Source organism: Candidatus Cloacimonadota bacterium, from assembly GCA_020532085.1.
GTDB lineage: Bacteria > Cloacimonadota > Cloacimonadia > Cloacimonadales > Cloacimonadaceae > Syntrophosphaera.
The window spans coordinates 65127-84599 of the sequence record JAJBAV010000005.1 but is presented as its reverse complement, the minus strand read 5'-3'; the positions used below and the strand labels follow the sequence as shown (position 1 = coordinate 84599).

General features: G+C 58.0%; 16 protein-coding genes. 1 reads left to right on the top strand and 15 read right to left on the bottom strand.

All coding sequences use genetic code 11. The annotated features are described in order from the left end of the window. Nucleotide 1: 1 nt before the first annotated feature. From LHW45_02600 to LHW45_02555, 10 genes are all read right to left on the bottom strand, one after another. Entirely contained in the window at nt 2-1159 is a 1158-nt protein-coding gene (locus tag LHW45_02600; GenBank protein ID MCB5284468.1) for a divergent polysaccharide deacetylase family protein, read from the bottom strand. Next, a complete protein-coding gene (locus LHW45_02595; protein ID MCB5284467.1) occupies nt 1143-1994 on the bottom strand; it encodes a hypothetical protein in 852 nt (283 codons plus the stop codon). Before LHW45_02595 ends, LHW45_02600 begins: the two co-directional genes overlap by 17 nt. A 107-nt stretch (nt 1995-2101) precedes the next feature. Then, nucleotides 2102-3112 (bottom strand): tRNA (adenosine(37)-N6)-threonylcarbamoyltransferase complex transferase subunit TsaD, encoded by a 1011-nt coding sequence (tsaD, locus tag LHW45_02590; protein ID MCB5284466.1) that lies wholly within the window; start codon nt 3110-3112, stop codon nt 2102-2104. After that, nucleotides 3109-3813, bottom strand: coding sequence for a hypothetical protein (locus LHW45_02585; protein ID MCB5284465.1), 705 nt, complete (start codon nt 3811-3813; stop codon nt 3109-3111). Before LHW45_02585 ends, tsaD begins: the two co-directional genes overlap by 4 nt. A gap of 2 nt (nt 3814-3815) precedes the next feature. Beyond that, the gene (locus tag LHW45_02580; GenBank protein MCB5284464.1) at nt 3816-5231 is read right to left on the bottom strand and encodes a sigma-54 dependent transcriptional regulator; all 1416 of its coding nucleotides are present in this window, start codon (nt 5229-5231) and stop codon (nt 3816-3818) included. Between the two features lie 10 nt (nt 5232-5241). After that, on the bottom strand, nt 5242-6438 hold the full coding sequence (locus tag LHW45_02575; GenBank protein ID MCB5284463.1) for a glycoside hydrolase family 57 protein: 1197 nt from the start codon (nt 6436-6438) through the stop codon (nt 5242-5244). A gap of 13 nt (nt 6439-6451) precedes the next feature. Beyond that, nucleotides 6452-7792, bottom strand: coding sequence for a glycosyltransferase (locus LHW45_02570; GenBank protein MCB5284462.1), 1341 nt, complete (start codon nt 7790-7792; stop codon nt 6452-6454). Next, nucleotides 7789-9879 carry a glycogen debranching enzyme N-terminal domain-containing protein gene (locus tag LHW45_02565; protein MCB5284461.1) on the bottom strand — a complete coding sequence of 697 codons (2091 nt, stop codon included), beginning with the start codon at nt 9877-9879 and terminating at the stop codon, nt 7789-7791. The genes LHW45_02570 and LHW45_02565 overlap by 4 nt, the downstream gene beginning before the upstream one ends. 624 nt (nt 9880-10503) lie before the next feature. Further along, nucleotides 10504-10950 carry a hypothetical protein gene (locus tag LHW45_02560; GenBank protein MCB5284460.1) on the bottom strand — a complete coding sequence of 149 codons (447 nt, stop codon included), beginning with the start codon at nt 10948-10950 and terminating at the stop codon, nt 10504-10506. 776 nt (nt 10951-11726) lie between these two features. Beyond that, nucleotides 11727-12260 (bottom strand): hypothetical protein, encoded by a 534-nt coding sequence (locus tag LHW45_02555; GenBank protein MCB5284459.1) that lies wholly within the window; start codon nt 12258-12260, stop codon nt 11727-11729. Nucleotides 12261-12504: 244 nt separating this feature from the next. Here LHW45_02555 and LHW45_02550 point away from each other — a divergent pair, with 244 nt between their 5' ends. Next, complete coding sequence (locus LHW45_02550; protein ID MCB5284458.1) at nt 12505-12657, top strand: hypothetical protein; 153 nt, start codon at nt 12505-12507, stop codon at nt 12655-12657. 210 nt (nt 12658-12867) lie between these two features. Here the strand turns inward: LHW45_02550 and LHW45_02545 are convergent, their stop codons facing one another. The 5 genes from LHW45_02545 to LHW45_02525 all read right to left on the bottom strand — a co-directional run bounded on the left by LHW45_02545 (nt 12868) and on the right by LHW45_02525 (nt 19472). Beyond that, nucleotides 12868-13098: a NifU family protein gene (locus tag LHW45_02545; protein MCB5284457.1), complete on the bottom strand. Its 231-nt coding sequence runs from the start codon at nt 13096-13098 to the stop codon at nt 12868-12870. A gap of 108 nt (nt 13099-13206) precedes the next feature. Further along, a complete protein-coding gene (locus tag LHW45_02540) occupies nt 13207-13644 on the bottom strand; it encodes a hypothetical protein (protein MCB5284456.1) in 438 nt (145 codons plus the stop codon). Nucleotides 13645-13982: 338 nt separating this feature from the next. Beyond that, the gene (locus LHW45_02535; protein ID MCB5284455.1) at nt 13983-17048 is read right to left on the bottom strand and encodes an efflux RND transporter permease subunit; all 3066 of its coding nucleotides are present in this window, start codon (nt 17046-17048) and stop codon (nt 13983-13985) included. Nucleotides 17049-17058: 10 nt separating this feature from the next. Further along, entirely contained in the window at nt 17059-18084 is a 1026-nt protein-coding gene (locus LHW45_02530; GenBank protein MCB5284454.1) for an efflux RND transporter periplasmic adaptor subunit, read from the bottom strand. A gap of 11 nt (nt 18085-18095) precedes the next feature. Next, entirely contained in the window at nt 18096-19472 is a 1377-nt protein-coding gene (locus LHW45_02525) for a TolC family protein (protein MCB5284453.1), read from the bottom strand. Nucleotide 19473 lies beyond the last annotated feature (1 nt).

The window sequence follows — 19473 nt, the reverse complement described above, 5'->3', positions numbered from 1 at the left end:
CTCACATTATCTGGGGTACGTCGGTTTTGCCCACTTGGGAGAGCGGGATCAGGGTGAAACCCGCCGCCTGGATCCGGTTCATGAAAGTTTTCAGATATTCCAGCTTGTCGGCATTGTGGCAATGGGTGATCACCACAACGGTGTTTTTGCGCTGCCCCAGCTCCTGCACCAGACGGAGCCTGGTTTCCAGATTGGCGTCGGAAATGTCTGGCGAATCCAGAAAGAGGTCGTTGCGGTAAGCCGGCACGCGGGCTTTCTGGGCCGCCTGATAGGCGATCGAGACGTTGGAGGTGCGGCTGTCCAAAAAAGACATGCCTTTCTTTTTCAGCACTCCCATCACCCAGCCCATGATGTTGCTGTCGGTGGTGGCCAAGCTGCCCATGTGGTTGTTTATGCCAGTGCAGAGCGGAAGCGAGTTGATATGGCGCAGCAGGGTCTTTTCCACCTGGGCCTGGTCCATTTGCACCAGGATGGGGTCTTCGCCGGGATTCTGGCGCGGATAGCCTATCGGCTCCATGGGGACGTGGACCAGCGTTTCGCGGCCCTGGGCGTGGGCGCGGTTCATGGTTTCCTCGCTGTGCCTGAGGCGGGAGATGATGGCAAAACTTACCTCGGTGGGCAGGTCAAGCCACTTTTGCAGCATCTCGTCAGCCACCGAGCCAAAGTCGTCCACCACGATGGCCAGGTATTTCTTTGCTGAGGATTCCTGGCTGGAAGGCTTGGCGTAAACGAGTTTGACCACATACTCATCTTCACCCCGGGTAAAAGTGAGGATCTGCCCTCTACTTTCCACCCTGCCGGCGCTGAGAGCGGCGCCGTGGGCCTCAAACACGCCCTTGACGATAAAATTGGCATAGCTGAGGTCCATTTTCCTGCGGTCGACGGGCAGGGTGATTTGCTCCACCCCGCGCGATTTCCAGCGGGTGATTCCGCCTTGGGGCAGGGAAAACTTGGCTTCCAGAGATCCATTCAGCTTGTCCAGGTCGAATTCCCCGCCGCGGGTGGCCTGCTCCTCCGTGGGAACCTGGACCGAGTCATTCCGCCGGGAAACCATCCAAACGATCGCCGCGCAGAGCAGCAGAATGAGCAGATAGAGCCAGAGCGACAGATCCCGGGGCCTGGCTTGGGGGGAAACGCGTTTCTTAGTCCGCTTCGCCAACCGGGGCCTCCTCAGCTGTCTGAAAACGTCGCGGATGCAGCCTTTCGGCCAGGTCCACCCCCAGCTTCACCAGCGGAGAGAAGAGCAGGTTGGAGAGCATCACCGCCACGCAGATCACCAGGATATCGTAGAACAGGGCCGGGAAACCGTTGGTGACCGCTAGATAGAGGTTGGGCGAGACACCGACGATGCTGAAGAGCAGGTAGAACACGTTCAGCACGATCAGGTTGTAAAACGCCGAGAAGATGACGGCCAGCAAGACATAGGCCACAGCGTGCAGCAGATAACGGCCCTGACGCTCGTGATATTCCCTGCGCACCAGCGCCAGGGCACGGGTCAGGTCCAGTCCGCGTTCCCGGAAAGGCCGGGTCCAGCTGTTGCGGATGGCATAGCCCAGGATCAGCAGCACGCACACCAGCCTGGCCAGCACCAGGTAGATCACTTTGAGTGGCAGCGCGATCCCGTAGAAATGGTTCAGAAACGCCGCCACCAGATAGATCATGCCCGCGGCGAAGAGAATGATCAGCAGCAGCTTGTGCAGGCCGATCACCGTGAGGTTGAAGGACCTTTTTTCCGCGGCGGGATGCGGCCTCAGGTCGCTGTATAGGGCGCTGTGGTTCTTGACCACCAGAAAGGCCACGTAGATGAAGGCCAGCAGGAAGACCACCAGGGGGAAAAAGTATTTCTGCGAAGTGAATAACCCGGTGGAGGCCCACAAAAAGCTGTCCGTGTCTATCCAATAGAACAAGGTCATGGGATAAAGGAATACCTGCACTCCGTTGAAATCACCGAAGAGCAGTTTGAGTAGGCGGATGAGCATCTTGTGCAGGTTCATGGGTTGATCAGCTTGTCCTTTCTTGCTTTGGGCAAGAGTCAAAACCTGCGGGGGCCTTATCTGTCAATGCCAATCTTGGAACGGAGGGTGTCATCATCCGCTTGCGCTCAGAGGGTCTTGGTGCCCTTGGTGGAAAAAGCGTTGACGTCGAGCGCCGCGAACTGGCCCTCCCGAAGTTTGGGAATGGCTGCGGCCCCCACCATGGCGGCGTTGTCCACGCAGAGCTTCTGCGAAGGGATGCAAACCTCGATGCCCCGCGCGCTGGCACTAGCGCTGAGTTGTTTCCTCAGGGCGGAATTGGCGGCCACCCCACCGGCCAGGAGAATGGTGTCCAATCCCTGTTCCAGGGCGTATTTGAGGGATTTGCCTATCAGGGGGTCGATGATGGCCTGCTGGATCGAGGCGGCGAGGTCTGGCAAATGCGCGGCCACAAACTCCCGTTCGTGCCGGGCCAGATACTCAAGCACGGCGGTCTTCAGGCCGCTGTAGCTGAAGTTCATGTCGTCCCTGCGTTTGAGGGCGCGGGGAAAGTTGTGGAAGGCCGGATCTCCGCTCTGGGCAGCCCGGTCCAGTTCCGGACCGCCGGGGAAGCCCAGCCCCAGCAGCTTGGCAGTCTTGTCGAAAGTCTCGCCGGCAGCGTCATCCAGGGTTTTGCCCACCACCGTGAAATCCGTGAGGGTGCTGAAATGCACCAACTCCGTGTGTCCGCCGGATACCACCAGGGCCAGGAAGGGCGGGCGGAGGCGCGGATGCTCGATGAAATTGGCAAAGATGTGCGAAAGCATGTGATTGACGGTGATCAGCGGCTTATGCCAGCTCCAGGCCAGGCTTTTGGCAAAGGCCAGGCCCACGATCAGTGATCCGATCAGCCCGGGATTGATGGAAACCGCCAGGGCGGCGATGTCCTCCCGCCGCAGGCCGCTGTTGCCCAAGGCCGCTTCCGTGAGGTGGAGTATGTTCTGCAGGTGCAGGCGGGAAGCCAGCTCCGGCAGCACCCCGCCAAAATCGGCGTGATCGGTTTGGGTGGAGACCAGGTTGCAGATCACTTCATAGTTGTCGCCCACGATGGCCACGGAGGTGTCGTCGCAGGAGGATTCGAAGGCCAGGATGCGGTTCATCGCGAAGCGCGCACCTGTTTGGGGGTGATGTCCTGCACGGTGACTCCTTCCGGAACTTCGTACCGGACGCTATACAGGCCTCCGGCATCGGGCTGGGCGGCTGTGTAAACGCGCACACCTCCGGGCAGGGAGGCCAGAAGGGAAGCTTTGCCCCGCACTTTTAACGAGGCCCGGGCGGGGAAGATCTTCACTTTCGCCGGCGGCGTGATCAACAGGTCGGTGAGGATCCTGGTTTCCAGTTGTTCGTGATCCTCAGGCGCGGCTTTGGTAGCTGGGGTTCCGTCGGGTTGGGCGGTGGTTTTGCCGTTCTGGCTGGTTTCCGGGCTGGTCTTTTTCTGTGCCTGGCCAGCTTGGCTCAGTTGCTCCGCCAGGGTGGGAGGCATCACTCCCAGCACTTTCACATTCAGCTTTTCCGGGATCTCCAGGGCCAGATAGTCCGCCGCGTTTCCCGCCCAATAATCCGCGGCCTCCATCTGGATGTGGGCCGGGGAATATCTGAGGCGCAGGATATCCAGGCCCCGTCCCTGGACGGTGCTGGCGATCTTGGGGGGCGGCTGGCGCAAAGAATCGGCCCCGGTGGCGTTCACCAGCTTCAGCGGCAGGCTGGTTTTGCTTTCCTGCTGCGCCACCAAGGTTATCTGCAGCCAGAAAAATATCGCCATCAGCAGCGCCACGATCTTCAGGCCGAGGTTGTTGTTCATCTTCAGTGGTTTTCCAGCATCTGGGCGAGGCCCAGCTGCTTGATCTTTTTATAGAGGGTGGTGCGCTCGAGTCCGATCACCTGGGCGGTTTTGCTCACCATCCAGTCGTTGACCTTCAGAAAATGCAGGATGTAATCGCGCTCGAAAGCCGAGGTGCTGTCCCGGATGCTCTTGATCTGGAAGTAGCGGTCCATGCCCACGGCCCCGTCGTCCTGGCTTTGCAGAAGCTTGTTGTGCAGATGCCTGAGGATGGTTTTGTTGCTGATCTCGCGTTCGTTGATGCTGATGAAGCGGCAGAAATTCTTCAGTTCGCGCACGTTGCCGGGCCATTTATAGGACAGCAGTTCGTCCTTCAGTGCCTGCAGGTCCAGCTGCTCGCTTAGATGGTAGCTGTTGGCATAGCTGGTGATGAAATAGCTCATCAGCAGCAGGATGTCGTCGCCCCGTTCCCGCAGCGGCGGGATTTGGATCACGTTGCCTTCGATGCGGTAGTAGAAATCACGGCGAATGCGGGCGGAATCCGCCAAAGCCTTCAGTTCCGCGTTGGAGGTGTAAACCAGGCGTGTGTTCACCTGTTTCATCGCGCCGCCCACCACCTGGATCTCTTTGTTCTCCACCGCGCGCAGGATCTTGGCCTGCGACTGCGTGCTCAGGTTGGTCACCTCATCCAGAAAGAGGATGCCTTCGGAGCATTTTTCAAACAGGCCCACTGTGCCGCGGTCCTGCCCCCCTTCCGTGCCTCGTTCCCGGCCGAACAGCTCGCGCTCGATCAGGGATTCGTTCAGGGAACTGCACAATATGGTGTGAAAGGGCATGCCGAAACGTTTGGAATTCACGTAGTAGTAGTTGGCCGCCACCTCTTTGCCGGTGCCGTTTTCACCCAGGATGAGGATGTCTTCGTCCACCTCGGCGAACTTCATCAGTTGGCTGCGCAGCTTGGAGATGCCTTCGCTTTCACCGATGAAGGGAAAGGTGCGTGTGAACTGCTTTTTGAGGTTCAGATACTCGATCTGCAGGTCCAGGTTTTGCTCTTCCTGGCGTTTGAGGGTCACGGCGTTTTCTATGTGCAGCAGCAATTGGTTGATGCTGAAGTTGGCGCCTTTTTCGATGAAGTGGTAAGCGCCGCTGGCCCGGATCTCGCGCACTTGTTCGGTGTTCACCTCGCCGGAGATCACGATCACCTTGTAGTTGAAGTCCAGGTTGTCCTTAAGGTATTTCAGCACCTGGATGCCGTTCAGCCGGCTGCCCACCAGAAACACATCCAGCAGGATCACATCCGGCATGAAGCTCCGCAGTTCCTCGAAAAAGGCGTCCGAATTCGTGGAATGCAGCACCGAGTAATCGTTTGCCTTCAGCACTTTGCCGATCTGGCTGGCCAGCACCAGGTCGTCTTCCAGGATGATGATCTTGCCTTTCATGCCGCGGGCCTCAGCTCAGCCTTTCCTCGAGATCGGCCATGGCGTTCATGTAATAGATGTAGGCCTGGTCCGGAGAATCGTAGGGCGAGAAATACTTGTGCACGTCGCCGTCGGTGAAATATTTGGTGCACATGTAGTAGAAATGGTCGGAGGTGCTCAGTTTGCGCGCCAGTTCCAGCAGTTGCGGATCCCCTTTTTGTTTCACCAGTTGCAGCAGCCGGTAGAGGGTTTCGATGGCGTTGTGCTGCATGTCGTTGGAAAGCCAGGCGGAGAGGTCGCGCTCGGCGTCGGCCCAGGAGACCGGCGTGGGGAAGGACAGCCCTTCCTGCTGGTAGTTGGCCAGCCCGTATGTCTCTTTGGGCGTGGCAAAGCCCAAGTGCTGGCGCTTGAGCACTTCGCCGGGGAAATGCTGCATGAAGTCGAAGATCCCGGAATCAGCCCACTGGTGCTCGCCGAAGGTTTCGTAGTCCATGAAGAGGTTCAGGAACTGGTTGCGGCCTTCGGTCTCGGCCAGGGTGAGGTGGTCGATCCAGTTCACGAATTTGTCCACCGTGAGCGGATATTCCGGCCAGTCGCGGTTCGAGAAGCGGAAGGCGATGTCGTCCGAAAGCTGATAGAATTTCAGCAGCAGGTTGATGTCTTTGGAGTAATTTTTATAGGCGTAGAGCGGGGTGCGCCAATCGAGGATGCGTTCGGCGCCTTCGGTGATGATGGTCTTGAAGCCCTCGATCTCGAACACCAGGTCCGAAAGGCTGTCCTGATAGATCAGTTCCGTATTGCGGAAGGTTTCTGTGTAATAGCCGAACTCCCGCTGCATCAGTTCCCGGTGCAGGGTCACCTGGTCCAGGAACTCGTTGGTGTCGTAAAGGAAGGCCAGGGAATGGTAGTAGGTTTCGCCCAATAGCTCCACGCAGCCGGTGTCCACCAGCGCCTTGAAGGAATCCAGGGTTTCCGGGCTCCAGGCTTTGAACTGCTCGATGGCCGTGCCCGTGATGGAATAGGCCACCTTGAAGCGTCCCTCCAGCTTGCGGATCAGTTCCAGCAGCAGTTTGTTGGTGGGCAGATAGCATTTTTCCGCCACTTTGCGCATCACCTGGGCGTTGAGGCGGTCGTCGAAATGGTCCGTGTTCTTGCCGATGTCCAAAACATTCAGATGTTTGAGCCGGTAGGGCTGGTGCACTTGAAAGTAGAAAACCACGTTTAACATATTTTCACACCTGTCAGGAATTGCTTTTAATGTATTCGGCGAGGGTGGTGGAATAGACCACGCGGATCTTTTCCGCCGCTTCCTTCCAGTGGATCTGGGTGACCTCGCGCATGCCTTCCAGTCCCATTTTACGGCATTTGTCGGGATTTTCGATCAGATGGTTCACCGTATTGGCCATCAGGTCCACGTCCCAGTAATCGATCTTGAAGGCGTGGTTCACCACTTCCGCCACGCCACTCTGCTTGGAGATGATGGAGGTGAGGCCGAAGGCCATCGCCTCCAGCGGCGAGATCCCGAAGGGCTCGGAAACCGAGGGCAGCATGTAGATGTCGGCCGCGCGCAGGATATCCTCCACCTGGCTGCGGTTCAGGAAGCCGGTGAAGAGGAATCTGTTCTGCAGTTTGCGGGCGGCGGAGTCGCGCAATAGTTTGCGGGACATGTCGCCGGTACCGGCCACGATGAAGCGCGCCTCCGGATGCGCTTTCAGCACCTGGGCGGCCACTTCCAGATAGTAATCCGGCCCCTTTTGCAGGGTTACCCGGCCCAGGAAGAGCACCGTGGGACCCTTGAAGATGCGCTGCTTGGCCGTCAGCGATTCCTCGGAAAGCGAAAAGGCGTTGTGCACGATGCGGATCTTGGCCGTGTCGATGCGGTAGCGCGACATGATCATCTGCGCGGTGTACTGCGAAACGGCGATCACCTTGTCCGCGTACATCATGCCGGCGTGCTCGATCTTGTGCACGCGCTCGTCGCCGGGTCCGCCGGCGCGGTCGAATTCCGTGGCGTGGATGTGCATTACCAGCGGTTTTTGGGAGATCTTTTTGGCCAGGATGCCGGAGGGGTAGGTGAGCCAGTCGTGCGCGTGGATCAGGTTGTAATCCAGGCCGCGCGCGAACCGCTCGGCTCGCAGGGTGAATTCCTGCACCTTTTTGATCAGGTCCTCATCGCCAGTCAGGTTGGTGGCCAGGTCGGCGAAGATCTCGCGCTCCTGAACGCTGTTGAACTGCGTTTGCCAGCGGTCCAGGCGCACTTCGGGGTTGAATTCGCTCAGCTCGGACAGGCGGAAATAGGATTCCGGACGCCCGCTGATGCCGATGTATTCCAGCCGTTCATGCAGCGTTTCAAAACTCTGGCGCTGGTATTCCCTTTGCAGGATGGGGTCCACGAACACAGCCGGCAGGGTGTCCGCGTCGCTTTCCTCCCGCAACGGGAAATAGACCATTTCCTTGGTGGGCAGCACGAGGTCGATCTTGATGCCCAAAGCCAGCAGAGCGCGCACCATGCCGTAACAGGCCATGCCCAGGCCCCCGGAGATCAGGGGCGGAAACTCCCAGGTGAACATCAGTATTTTCATGGCTGTTTCCTCTTGGCCGGTTTCTTGCGGGGTTTTCGGGCGGCCGGGGCCGGTTGGGCGTCGGTGACGCTTTGGATGAAGGTCTCAATGTTATAGAGCGCGGCCACGCTGATCGCCTGGGCCGGAGCGCCTTTGGGGAAATGGGGGTGGTCGCCGTCCCAGACCTCGGCCAGGGAGGCGATGTGCCCGCGCATGAAACTGCAGCGGAAGGTGTCGATCTGTTCGCTCAGCCTGTCCGCCAGTTCCTGGGGCGGCAGCAGGTCGCGGTTGATTTTCAGGAACAGGCCGCAGAAAGGCCCCAGCAGCCAAGCCCAGACGCTGCCGTTATGATAGGCCAGGTCGCGTTCACGCTGGGTGCCGTAATATTTCTTGCGGAAGCGGAAATCTTTCGGGCTCAGGCTCCGCAGGCCGTAGGGGGTGTAAAGTTCAGCGCAGGCGCGGTCCCAGACCTGCCGCATTTTATCGCGGTCGACTATCTCCCAGGGCAGGGAAAGCGCTATCACGGCGTTGGGTCGCACCTCTTCGACGGGTTTGTCGCCCAGCAAGCGGTCCGCCAGATATCCGTTGGTCCAGAATTTCTGGAAGGAAGTGTGGATCAGGTCCTTCATGTCGGTGATCTGCTCGATGGGCATGTAGCGGATCTTGGCCAGGCGGCGGTATTCGTCGCACATGGCCTGATAGCAGCAGACGGCGTTGTACCAGAGGGCGTTGATCTCCACCGGCGCTCCGTGCCTTGGCGTAACCGGCTGTCCGTCCGCCCGCACGTCCATCCAGGTGGCGTGGGCGAATTCTTCCTTTAGCTCGATCAGGCCGTCCGGACGCACAAAGAAGGGATACTGGTAATTGTTCAGGATACCGGTGAGCACTTCTTCGATCAGCTTGATGCTCTCGCGCCAAAAGGCTTTGTCTTGTTTGTAGCGGCCCAGTTTCCACATCAGGATCACGAACCAGAGGGTGGCGTCCACAGTGTCGTAATTCGCCTCCCGGCCGGATTCGGCGCGCATGTTCGGGATCAGGCCGTCCTTCAACTCGCGTTTGTAGCGCAGCAGCACCTTTCCCACCAGTTTCAGGTTTTTGGGGTTATGCATCAGGGAATTGAGCACGATCATGGTGTCGCGGCCCCAGGCCCCGTAATAGGGATAGCCGGCCACGATGTCGTCGTTGGCGATGAAATCCTTTAGCGCGAATTCCAGCAGCCGCAGATACTCTGCGTGGCTGTAAAGGTAGTTGTCGTTCAGGTCCAGGTTGCCGATCAGGCTGTCGTCGGTGTCCGGTTCCCGTGGAAAATCCTTGGGTTTGGGCAGGCCCGCGTAGCGTTTTTCGATCCTGGCGATGGTCTTGTCCGGATCGGCGATCTGCTGATCCGCGAAGAGCAGGGTCTTGCTTTCACCGATCCCCAGCGTGAAATTCAGCTCGAAGAGGCTGATCTGGTCGCCGATGCCGGCATATCCGCTCATCACTTCCCAGGGGTAGAAAACATTGTAATAGGTATAGCGGTTCGGTGTGAGTTCCGCTCCCCGCATGGCTCCGCAGACCTGCAGGCCGTTGGCGGCGCGGGTGGCCCGGAAAACGCAGCCGTCTGCGTTGTTTTCAAACACGGTGTCGAACTGCTCGTGGTCCAGGCTGCCCGGCTGGTTAAGCTCGTGATGCGCCACCAGGGTGAATTTGGGGTGCAGGGTGAAATGCAGCTTGTGCTGCCCCAGATTGGTGTATTTCACCAGCACGGCGTTCGTATCGGCGTCCATCTTGATCTCTTTGCGGATCAGGATGTCGTTCTGATGCGGCAGCGCGGAATAGAGAAAGGTGGGGAAGGGCCGCAGCCAGGGCTTCACCAGATACAAAAATCCCTCGGGATAGATGCAGTTGCTGTAGTTGTTGCTGTCCAGATGCAGGATCTGGCCGCGCCACTCCACCTTTTCCTCCATCCCCGCCACCAGATGGTGCCGGTTGAAATTCCTGTCGCTGGCGATCAGCAGCCCGTGGTATTTGCGCTGGTTGATCAGGTTGCCCGTTCCCAAAGCGTAGGACCCCAGCTTGTTGGTCAGGATCCACTCGTGGTGATGGGTCTCCATGAAATAGTTATTCACTGAACCCCCTTGGATCAGTAGTATTTTTGCTAATTGTGGAATTTTTTCCACCCCCCTGATTTAGTCAAGTCTTTTGTTGATTATTTTCCATTCGGCCTCCGCGGCTCTTTGCCATCCTTACATTCCGGGTCAGCGGGATAGCGCGGGCTGCCAATTCTGCCAAGTTCATTGGCGTCGGGCGGGTCCCAGATCTCGCCTGAAGCGCCCACAGCAAAGGGGGAGAAGCCGCGCGACGACCGACTGTACAGGTACCAACGCCAGCAAACATCATCCCATCCGACCCGAATGCACGTCATTCCGGAACGGAGCGCCCCCGGCGCGGAGAGACGTCGGGGTCCTCGCCGAACAACTTGGTGGCCGGTGGGGTGATACGAATCCAGTCCTTGCGGGAATAGCAAATCTCAGATCCAGACAGAAGCGGGGGCGATGCAGACTGCGTCTGGATCGTCCCCTGATAAGGGCATTACCCATGAGGGCTGGATTCCGGGGCAAGCCCAGAATGACGTAATGTAAGGCTCTTCAGGTGAAAACGCTCAAGGCATTGTTCCACCCTTTCACCCTTCCACCCTTTCACCCCTCCACCCCTTTTCATCTGTTCATCTTTTCATCTTTTAATCCCCCTCATCACATCAACTTGTCGAGCAGTTCGTAACCCGGCACGGATTCAAGCAGGCCCGCTTCCACAGCTCTTTTCACAGACCGGCAGGGGAGGTCGTTGGCTTCGATCTGGTTACGGGTCAGTATTTCCAGTTGAACGTAGGGATCGTGTTTGGGGAGATTGTACATCATCCTGGTATAGGCCATGTACCAGTTGTTGTAAACAGGTTCTCCTTCTTTCGCTCTGCGCAGGTGGATGTCGGCGTAGACCGTCATGTCCCGGATGAAGGCGTCGGAGGGATTCAATTCCCTCAGGTTGCGGGCAACCCTGCCAAAGAGCCGGTTGTTCTCGGTTTTGCGGGGTTTGGCGTAGGTTCGCACCAGGAGCCGGTTCAGCCGGGGATTGTAGTAGTAGATCAGTCCGTCACAGGCGCCGCGGTAGGCTTTGAGCATGTTCTTGAAATAGACTTTCATGTGGTTCCTCCTTTGGTTTTATTTGTCCACAAATTACACGAATTAACACGAATTAACACGAATTAATAGACCAGGGATGAACAGGATGGAAGGGATCGGCAGGATAAGATCGTTACGCCGGTTACGATAATCCCAGCCTGGGGTCTGGCCTGTTCACATCTCAGGAACAACCCATTAACATCCCATTGCGGCAGTGGGAAGTAAACGAGTTGTTTAGGGGATGTTTACCGGACGCGTTAAAGATACCCTCTATAAATAGTGGGTAACAAAAGAGGGGGGTGTCCACGAATTACACGAATAAATAGATTAGGGATGAACAGGATGGACAGGGATCAATGGGATTTATAAAAACAGAGGCACAGAGGGACAGAGGTGGGTCAAATAAGCACAAATAACTCAGTTAAGCATACGCCCGCTTATTTGCAACCGATTGGGACAGTATCAATTAGGTGTCAAATTCGCAGATTTGGCGTCTCTACTATATAAAACGCAAGGCTTGAGTGCAGAGAGGAGGATGTAGCATATAGTATATATAAATATATTAATATATAATATATATTATATATATCTATATTATTATCATATAGTTAGCACACCCATAACATCTTGCCCCCCACGAATCTCCACATATATATAGTAGACAGATCATTTTTGCGAATTTGAGATTTAAAATCTTGTGCCACAATGGCTTGCAAATAAGCAAGGGCTTGTTTATTTGAAGCTTATCTGCTTATTTGAGGGGAGGGAATCCCCTCCCCCCATTCAAGGTTGGCTTGTTATTGCCCGGATTGTCCCCAAGAGTGCCGGATATCGGCATTCAGAACATACATTCGGGCGACTTTGTTATTAGGGCCGGTATGCGTATCAACTGTAATGGCTTCCCGTTCTATCAGCGATTCCACGCATTCCTTGAACTCCCGCTTCTTCATGTGGCTCATATTCATCAGGTCGGAATGGCGGGCTTTACCGCTGTATTTGTTGATGAGGATCTCCACGATCTTGCGTTCTCCGGACAGCTTATCCTGTTCACTCACGATCTCCAGGAAGGGGATGGTGTTGGCGAAGTAGAAATCGCAGAGGTAGAGGCATTGGGCGGTGGTTTCCTCGGAGACGCTGATGCCTTCGAAGAAGCGTTCGCAGCAGCCACGCTGGATGGCCTCACCGAGTTCCTCCCAGATTTCCACCAGGGTGAAGATGGCGCAGAACTTGTAGAAGTAGCCGTCGTAGATGCGGGTGAAGTAGCTCATGAGGTCGTCGTTGTTTTTGGCGAACCAGGTCTTGTACTGGGCCTTGTAGAGCGAATCCCGCAAGGCGACGGCCTCGCAGGAGCCACGGACGTCCCCGTCCGTGAAGACCCGCAGGGGCTTGGGGTTGGTTCTGAAAGGCCCTTTGGGCCCTGGCAGACGGGGACGTCTGCCGCTCCATTTATGCGGTCGACCGGGACGTCGACCTTCCGGGATGTCTCAGCTGAAGATTCCACCATTACGTCATTCCGGGACGACGCAGTCGGGCCCGGAATCCAGACGGTGTGGGTAATGCCTTGGGAGGGTGTCGATGCAGACTGCGTCTGGATCGACCCCGCATTGGCCTGAGTCTGGGATCGGCTATTCCCGCCAGGCCTGGATTCGATTCACCCCACCGGCCAACAAGTTGTCCGGCGAGGACCCCGACGGATCTCCGGCGCTGAAGCACCTGCGTCCGGAATGACGTAGGTTTAGGGAAGGGTGGGGGATGATGAAACCGTTCAATCAGTAAATCCGCATGAAAATGCGAGTACCCAGCCATGCTGTAATCGATGCTTCTGTGTCTCTAGACTCCGGCGTGGATGGGCTATTTCCGCAACGAGGTGGAAAAAAACCGGTGTCCGCATTCAGAGCGGATCCCGGTTTCATGGTTTGAGGATGGGTGATTCTGGGGTTATTTCACGGAAATGACTTCCACCACCTCGGGAATTTCTTCCTTGATGATGCGTTCGATGCCGGCCTTGAGGGTGAGGGTGGCCATCGGACAGCCGTTGCAAGCGCCTTTCAGACGTACTTCGATCACATTGTCCTCGCGGACATTCACCAGTTCAACGTCACCGCCGTCGGCCTGGATGGAGGGGCGGATCTTGTCCAGTATGGTTTCGATTCTTTCTGTGGAGATCATGATTTGTTCCTTTGCTGGGATTTCTTTTTCAGATACGATAACAGAAAAAGCGCGGAAGACAAATCTTCCGCGCCGATATGTTCCTGCCGCGAGGGGCGGACAGTTATGTTACAGCTTGTAGGTGATGCCGATCTTGGCTCCGGAATGGCGACCGCCGTTGAATTCCAGATTCGCGCCAAGCCTGTCGGTGAAGTAGTATCTGCCGCCAACCTGGCCATAGAGATTAAGCCAGCTGGAGTACCAGGAATTTACACCCAGGGAAAGGCCGGCATAGAGGTCGGTGTTCGAAGGCAGATTGAGCAGATTCACAAAGTGATAATTGCCGTTGGCGACCACGCTGAAATACGTGCCGCCCCAGAAATAGACGGTGGCCTCGCCGCCGACCGTGATGTCCGGTGTGATACCGTAATCAACGCCAACGTAGAGAGGCAAGCCCCAACCCACGCCGGTACCGGCATTGACCTGCATCTGGCCAGGGTTCAGCGGCAGCGCGAACATCGAGGCCGCGCCGATGACGAGAACGAGTAAGATAAGTGCCTTTTTCATCTTTCATCCTTTATTCATTTGTATTACCCTCGCGCCGGGATGGGCGGGGGCGGTTTTTTTGTTTTACCAATGTAAACATACTAAGCCGTTGGCAAGGGTTGGCAAAATTATCTTGCCGGAGCCTGCCCGAACGGTGGCCAGAAGGACATCGGAACGGGGAGCCAGGGCTTGAAATTGCAGACGGCAACGCACTGAGCGCCAGCCGGATGCGAAGATCATGTGAAAATCCCTTAACCGGCTTATCAGGGCGCAAATTACACTCTATGGAATGGTTGGGAACACTCTGCTTACGTCTGCGGAATTGTCAAGCAATAATTGCGTAGTTATCTGGCGGGAGTTCAGTCGAGCCGGCTGGATTTCGTGGTGAGGTAGTAAAACGCCGGTATGATCACCAGGGTGAGAAAGGCTGAAACGATCAGGCCTCCGATCATCACGATGCCCATCGGCATGCGGAGTTCCCGGCCGGCGGGTCCGATGCCCAAAGCCATGGGCAGCATGCCGATGGCGATGGCGAGGGTGCTCATGATGATGGGTTTGAGTTTGGCCTCGCCGGCCTCCATTAGCGCGTCGTGGGGCGCGATCCCCCGTTTGCGGCGCAGGTTCGCGTAATCGAGCAGCAGGATGGCGTTGTTCACCACGATCCCCACCAGCATGATGATGCTCATCAGCGAGACCAGGTTGAAGGTCTGGCCTGTGATCAGCAGGGACAGGATTACGCCGATCACGGCCAGGGGCACCGTGCCCAGGATGAACAGCGGCTGCACGAAGCTTTCCAGCAGGGCGGCCAACAGCATGTAAGTGAGCAGCACAGCCAGAATGAGGGTTTTGAGCATGTCGCCCACCATGTCGCTGAGCATTTCCGCGCTGCCGCCCCAAACGATCTTGTAGCCCCGGGGCAGTTCAACTCCTTCAAGGCGCTGTTTCACGCCGGAGATCACATCGCCCATGGTGGCGCCCGCGGCGATGCCGGCGCTGAAGACCACGGTTTTGCTGCGGTCGCGGTGGGTGATGCGGTTGGTTCCCTCTCCGAACGAGACGTCCGCCAGCTGGGAAAGCAGATAGGGCTGATAGTTCACCACCACGCTCAGGTTGCCGATCTTGTCCGGGGAATCCACCGCGGCGTCCTCCAGCGAGAGCTTGATGTCATACTGGTTGCCGCCTGCGTGATACTGGGTGGAGACCATGCCTTCCACGGCGGCACGCAGGGCCAGGGCGAGATCGTAAACCGTGGCCCCCACAGCCGCCATCTCAGAGCGTTTGGGGGTGACGGTGAGCTCGGTTCTGCCGCCGCGGGTGCTGGTGTCCAGGTTGGTGAGGCCAGGCGTATCTTTGATGCGATTGCTGATCTGGCTTTTGAGCTGTTCCAGGCGGGCGGTTTCCTGGCCCTGGAGATAGAATTCCAGGCCGGTGTCCTCGCCGAATCCGGAACTGATGGCGTTTACCTTGATCCGGGCGTTGGGGACGTCCGCCAGTTCCCGGGTGACGCGGTCCGCCAGTTGTTTGGAATTGAGTTTGCGGCGGTTGGCTTCCACCAGCTTGATGCTGCAGGAGGCCAGATGGGTGCCGGTGTCCACATAGCCCGCGGAGCCGAGGTTTGTGATCACGTGGACGATCTCGGGATGCTTGCCCAGGCGCTGGTGGATGGTTTGCAGGGTGGCGGCGGTCTGGTCGAGGTTGTGGCCCTGAGGCAGTTCCACGGTTACTGACATTTCACCCTGATCCATTTCCGGGATGAATTCGAGGCCGATCACGGGGATCAGCGCGAAGCTGAGGGCCAGCACCGCCACGGTGACCAGGATGATGGCCCGGCTGCGTTTTTTGGAGCTGAGCACGCGGCCTAGGAAGCCTTTGTAGAGGGCGGCGAATTTGCCGAACAGGCGGTCGAAGCGAAGGCCGAAGCGGTTGGTTTTGGCTTCGCTGGAAAGCAGGCGCGAAGCGAGCAGGGGCGTAACGGTGAAGGCCGTGATGAGGGAAAAGATGGTGGCGAAGGTGACCGTGAGGGCAAATTCGCGGAAAAACTGGCCCACCAGGCTGCTCATGGTGGCCAGGGGCACGAAAACCACGATGTTCGTGAGGGTGCTGGCCATCACGGCCAGGGCGATCTCCGAAGTTCCGCGCATGGCCGCTTCCCGGCGGGTCTGGCCCAGGTCCTTGTGGCGGAAGATGTTTTCGATCACCACCACGGAGTTGGACACCAGCACCCCCACGGAGCAGGAGATGCCGATCAGGGTGAGCAAATTGAAGCTGTAGCCGGCGATTTGCATGAACATGAAGGTGGAGATGATGGAAACGGGCATGGAGAGGGCCACGATGAGGGTGGAGCGCCAGTCGTGGAGGAAAATCAGCAGCACCAGGCCGGTGAGCAGGATGCCCAGCAGGATGTTTGTGAAAGTGTCGTTCACGGTGCCGCGGATGAAGTCCGAATCGTCCCTCACGATATCCAGGGTGATTCCCGCGGGCAGATCGGGCCTGATCTCCGCTACCAGCTGGCTTACTTCTTTGGCGATGTTCACCACATTGCCGTCGGAAGTGTTGGTGAGCGAGATGCGGACCACATTGTCCCGGATGCTTTTGGTGGCCACATTGTGGTAGATGGCCCGGCTGCGCACTTCCTCGGCGCTGTCGGTGATCTGGGCCAGGTCGCGCAGTTTCTTCATGCCGAAGGCGGTGGGGATATCCGCGTCGGCGATCTTGGCGAGGCTGGAAAACTGGCCTTTGAGGCGCACGGAATACTCCTGGGAGCCGCGTTTGAAGTTTCCGGCCGGCATGTCCAGGTTTTGCGCGGCCAGGATCTGCAGCAGCTGGGGCAGCGAGATCCGGTTTTCATAAACCACCTGGTCTTTGAGGGTAACGTCGATCTGGCGTTTGGCGCCGCCGGTGACGGCAACTTCGCCCACTCCCTCCACCTGGCCAAAGCGGTCTTTCAGCTTGGTGTCGGCCAGTTCGAAGAGCTCGCGGGAGTCCAGGTTGCCGCTCAAAATGATGTCCATGAAAGGCACGGCGTTCATGTTCAGCTTCATCACCACCGGCTTTTCAATGGCGTCCGGCAGTTCGCGCAGGATGGCGTCCACCTTGTCCTTGATCTCCTGGTTGGCGATGTCCACGTTCTTCTTCATCTTGAAGGCCACCATGATGATGCTGGCGTTTTCCAGGGAATAGGACTGGGTGTAATCCACCAGGCTCACGGTGGCGATGGCGTCCTCTATCTTTTTGGTGACCTGGGTTTCCACCTCCGTGGGCCCCGCTCCGGGATAGACAGTTTGGATCACGATGAAGGGAAGGTTGACTTCCGGCATCAGGTTCAGCGGCAGGGCGAACCAGGCCAGGGCGCCGAACACCACGAACACCAGCACGGCCATGCTGATCAGCACGGGGCGTTTCACGGAAAGGTCGGAGAGGAACATGCCGCCTCCCTCACTCCACCACGCGGATGAGCGCGTTGTCAGACAGCAGGCTGATCCCTTCCGTGATCAGCTGGTCTCCGGGGGCGAGGCCGGACACCACTTCGAACTGGAGCTGGTTGTCCATGCCTGTTTCGATGGCGCGTTTCACCGCTTTGCCGTTGGCATTCAACCACACGAAATTTTTGCCGTTTTCCGTGATGATGTGCTCCCGGTTCACCACGATCACATCGCTCTGAGACTGGGTTTGCAGCTTGATCTCGGCTGTGGCGCCGTAGCTGATGCGCTGTCCCGTGGCGGGGAAACTCACCTCCACTGGTACCGCCTGGGTGTAGGGGTCCAGGGCGAGGGAGATCTTGCTGACCCGGCCGGTGATCTCTTCATCCCCGATGGTGGCGGTGGCGGGCGTGCCGGTTTTAAGCTCCCTCGCCACCTTGTCCGGAACCGTGAGTTTGGCTTTGTAGCCGCCAGTGCCGGAAACGGTGAAGAGGATCTGCCCCGGATGGCTCATCTCGCCGGGATTCACAGCCACGCTGGTGAGCACTCCGCTGATGGGGGCGCGCACGGTGATCAACTGGCGGCTGGATTCCAGATTGGCCTGGGCGAGCTTGAACTGCGTTTCCGCGTTGTCGAGGTCCTGCCGGGAAACGGCTCCCTCCGCGTGCAGGTTTCTCACCCGCTCATAAGCCTGCCGGGCGGCGTTGAAACCGGTGGTGGCCTGCTCGAACTGAGCGCTGGGCGTGGTTTTGGGAAAGGTAACGATCACCTGGCCGGCGGAAACCCTGTCTCCCACCCGGGCCTGGACTCCGGCCACCACCTCGGCCAGCATCGACAGGCCGAAGGATTCGGAGCTGCCGCCCAGGCTGGCGTTGTAGCTGAGATCTTTGCTGAATGTTTCCGCGGCCACGGTTTTCACGCGCACGGGAATCCCCTGTTCCTTCTGCAGCTGTTCCATGCTTTTGCCCGCCTCGTCTTTGCCGCCGCAGGCAGCGAGCAGCAGGATGAGAAGGCCGGCCACGATGATCATTGTCTGTTTCATGGTGTCTCCGTTCACAAAATGGTCCCCAGTGATTTTTGAAGCATCCGCGTGGCGGATATCACTTCATGGATCGCCTGGTAATATTGCAATTTGATGGCCGACAGGGTGGTCTGGGCGTCGAAAACCTCCAGCTGGATCCCCACCTGGTTTTCGTAGCGGACCCGCGCGAGTTCCAGCCCCCGCTCCGCCAATCGCATGTTTTGCATCTGGACGCGGTAGTTTTCCTCCGCGTGGCGCAGATTATGGTAGTTTTGAGTGATCTCGAGCCGGATCAGGGCGGTGGAATCCTGCTGCTGGAGGCGCGACAGCAGATAATCATGGCGCGCGGCCCGCACCCTGGCGCGGTTGGCCAGGCCGTCGAAAATCGGGATCGAAATGCCGATACCCACGCTGTAACTGGTGCCGAAATCATCTGCTTCGATGGCAAAACCATCCGCGGCGGTGAAAAGTGACGCGCTGGCCTGCAGTCCCAGCGTGGGCAGATAGTTGCCGCGCTCCGCTTTCCACTGCAGTTCCTTCAGCTCGGAGGCCAATCCTGCCATGGCCAGCTCAGCCCGGTTCTGCAGGCCTTGGGCCAAGGCTTGCTCCAAAGTTAGATCCAGAGGTTCCGGCAGGGAAAACACGTCTTCGGGGACGGCGGTTTCACGCTCGTCGCCGATCTGCTCGCGAAAGGCGGCCAGGGCCAGGTCGCGGTTGTTTTGTGCCTGCAACAGCTGCGGTTCGAGCCTGGCCTCTTCCAGCCTGGCCCGCAGAACGTCAAATTCCGCCACCAGCCCTTCCCGGTGAAACAGCTCCACCTGCGCCACATGGCGCCGCACCGTGGCCAGGGCTTCCTCCTGCACCTCCACCAGCCGGGTTGTGAGCAGGTAGCCATAGAACATCTGAATGGTCCGCAGCATCTCCTCCTGCTCCTTCACTTGCAGGTTCAGGCGGCTGATGTCCCGGTAGCGCTGGGTGGCCTTCAGGCCGTTGCGCAGCCTGCCTCCGGCAAAGAGCACCTGCTCCAGCTGCAGCGATGCCGCCAGCGAACCTTCATTCATCGGCGAGCTGGGCAACAGAGCGTTGGCGATGCCGGAGACCGAACCGGCCAGCATGTAGTCGTTATCGCTGGCGGTGAGCGGATTGAGCAGCTGGGTGAGGTCGATGGGGTCGGACAGGGCGGATTGGGGCAAATAGGTCCTTTCCAGGCTGTAAGCGCCGGCCAGGCTGAGTTTCGGGAAGAAGCCGCCTTTGACCTCGAGATAACTCTGCTCTGCCCGGCTGATCTCCTCGCGGGCCATCAGCAGCGTGCTGTTGCGCTGCCTGGCCAGCTCCAGGCTTTCCTCGAGGGTGATGCCCGGCAAGCCGACTGCAGCCAGCAGCAGCATTAGGATAAAGTGACGTTTCATG

Coding starts and splice junctions, on each gene's coding strand:
- LHW45_02575 (MCB5284463.1), bottom strand. CDS start 6,438: ATGTTAAACGTGGTTTTCTACTTTCAAGTGCACCAGCCCTACCGGCTC.
- tsaD (MCB5284466.1), bottom strand. CDS start 3,112: ATGAACCGCATCCTGGCCTTCGAATCCTCCTGCGACGACACCTCCGTG.
- LHW45_02595 (MCB5284467.1), bottom strand. CDS start 1,994: ATGAACCTGCACAAGATGCTCATCCGCCTACTCAAACTGCTCTTCGGT.
- LHW45_02540 (MCB5284456.1), bottom strand. CDS start 13,644: ATGAAAAAGGCACTTATCTTACTCGTTCTCGTCATCGGCGCGGCCTCG.
- LHW45_02535 (MCB5284455.1), bottom strand. CDS start 17,048: ATGTTCCTCTCCGACCTTTCCGTGAAACGCCCCGTGCTGATCAGCATG.
- LHW45_02560 (MCB5284460.1), bottom strand. CDS start 10,950: ATGAAAGTCTATTTCAAGAACATGCTCAAAGCCTACCGCGGCGCCTGT.
- LHW45_02530 (MCB5284454.1), bottom strand. CDS start 18,084: ATGAAACAGACAATGATCATCGTGGCCGGCCTTCTCATCCTGCTGCTC.
- LHW45_02570 (MCB5284462.1), bottom strand. CDS start 7,792: ATGAAAATACTGATGTTCACCTGGGAGTTTCCGCCCCTGATCTCCGGG.
- LHW45_02525 (MCB5284453.1), bottom strand. CDS start 19,472: ATGAAACGTCACTTTATCCTAATGCTGCTGCTGGCTGCAGTCGGCTTG.
- LHW45_02585 (MCB5284465.1), bottom strand. CDS start 3,813: ATGAACAACAACCTCGGCCTGAAGATCGTGGCGCTGCTGATGGCGATA.
- LHW45_02545 (MCB5284457.1), bottom strand. CDS start 13,098: ATGATCTCCACAGAAAGAATCGAAACCATACTGGACAAGATCCGCCCC.
- LHW45_02580 (MCB5284464.1), bottom strand. CDS start 5,231: ATGAAAGGCAAGATCATCATCCTGGAAGACGACCTGGTGCTGGCCAGC.
- LHW45_02550 (MCB5284458.1), top strand. CDS start 12,505: ATGCAGACTGCGTCTGGATCGACCCCGCATTGGCCTGAGTCTGGGATC.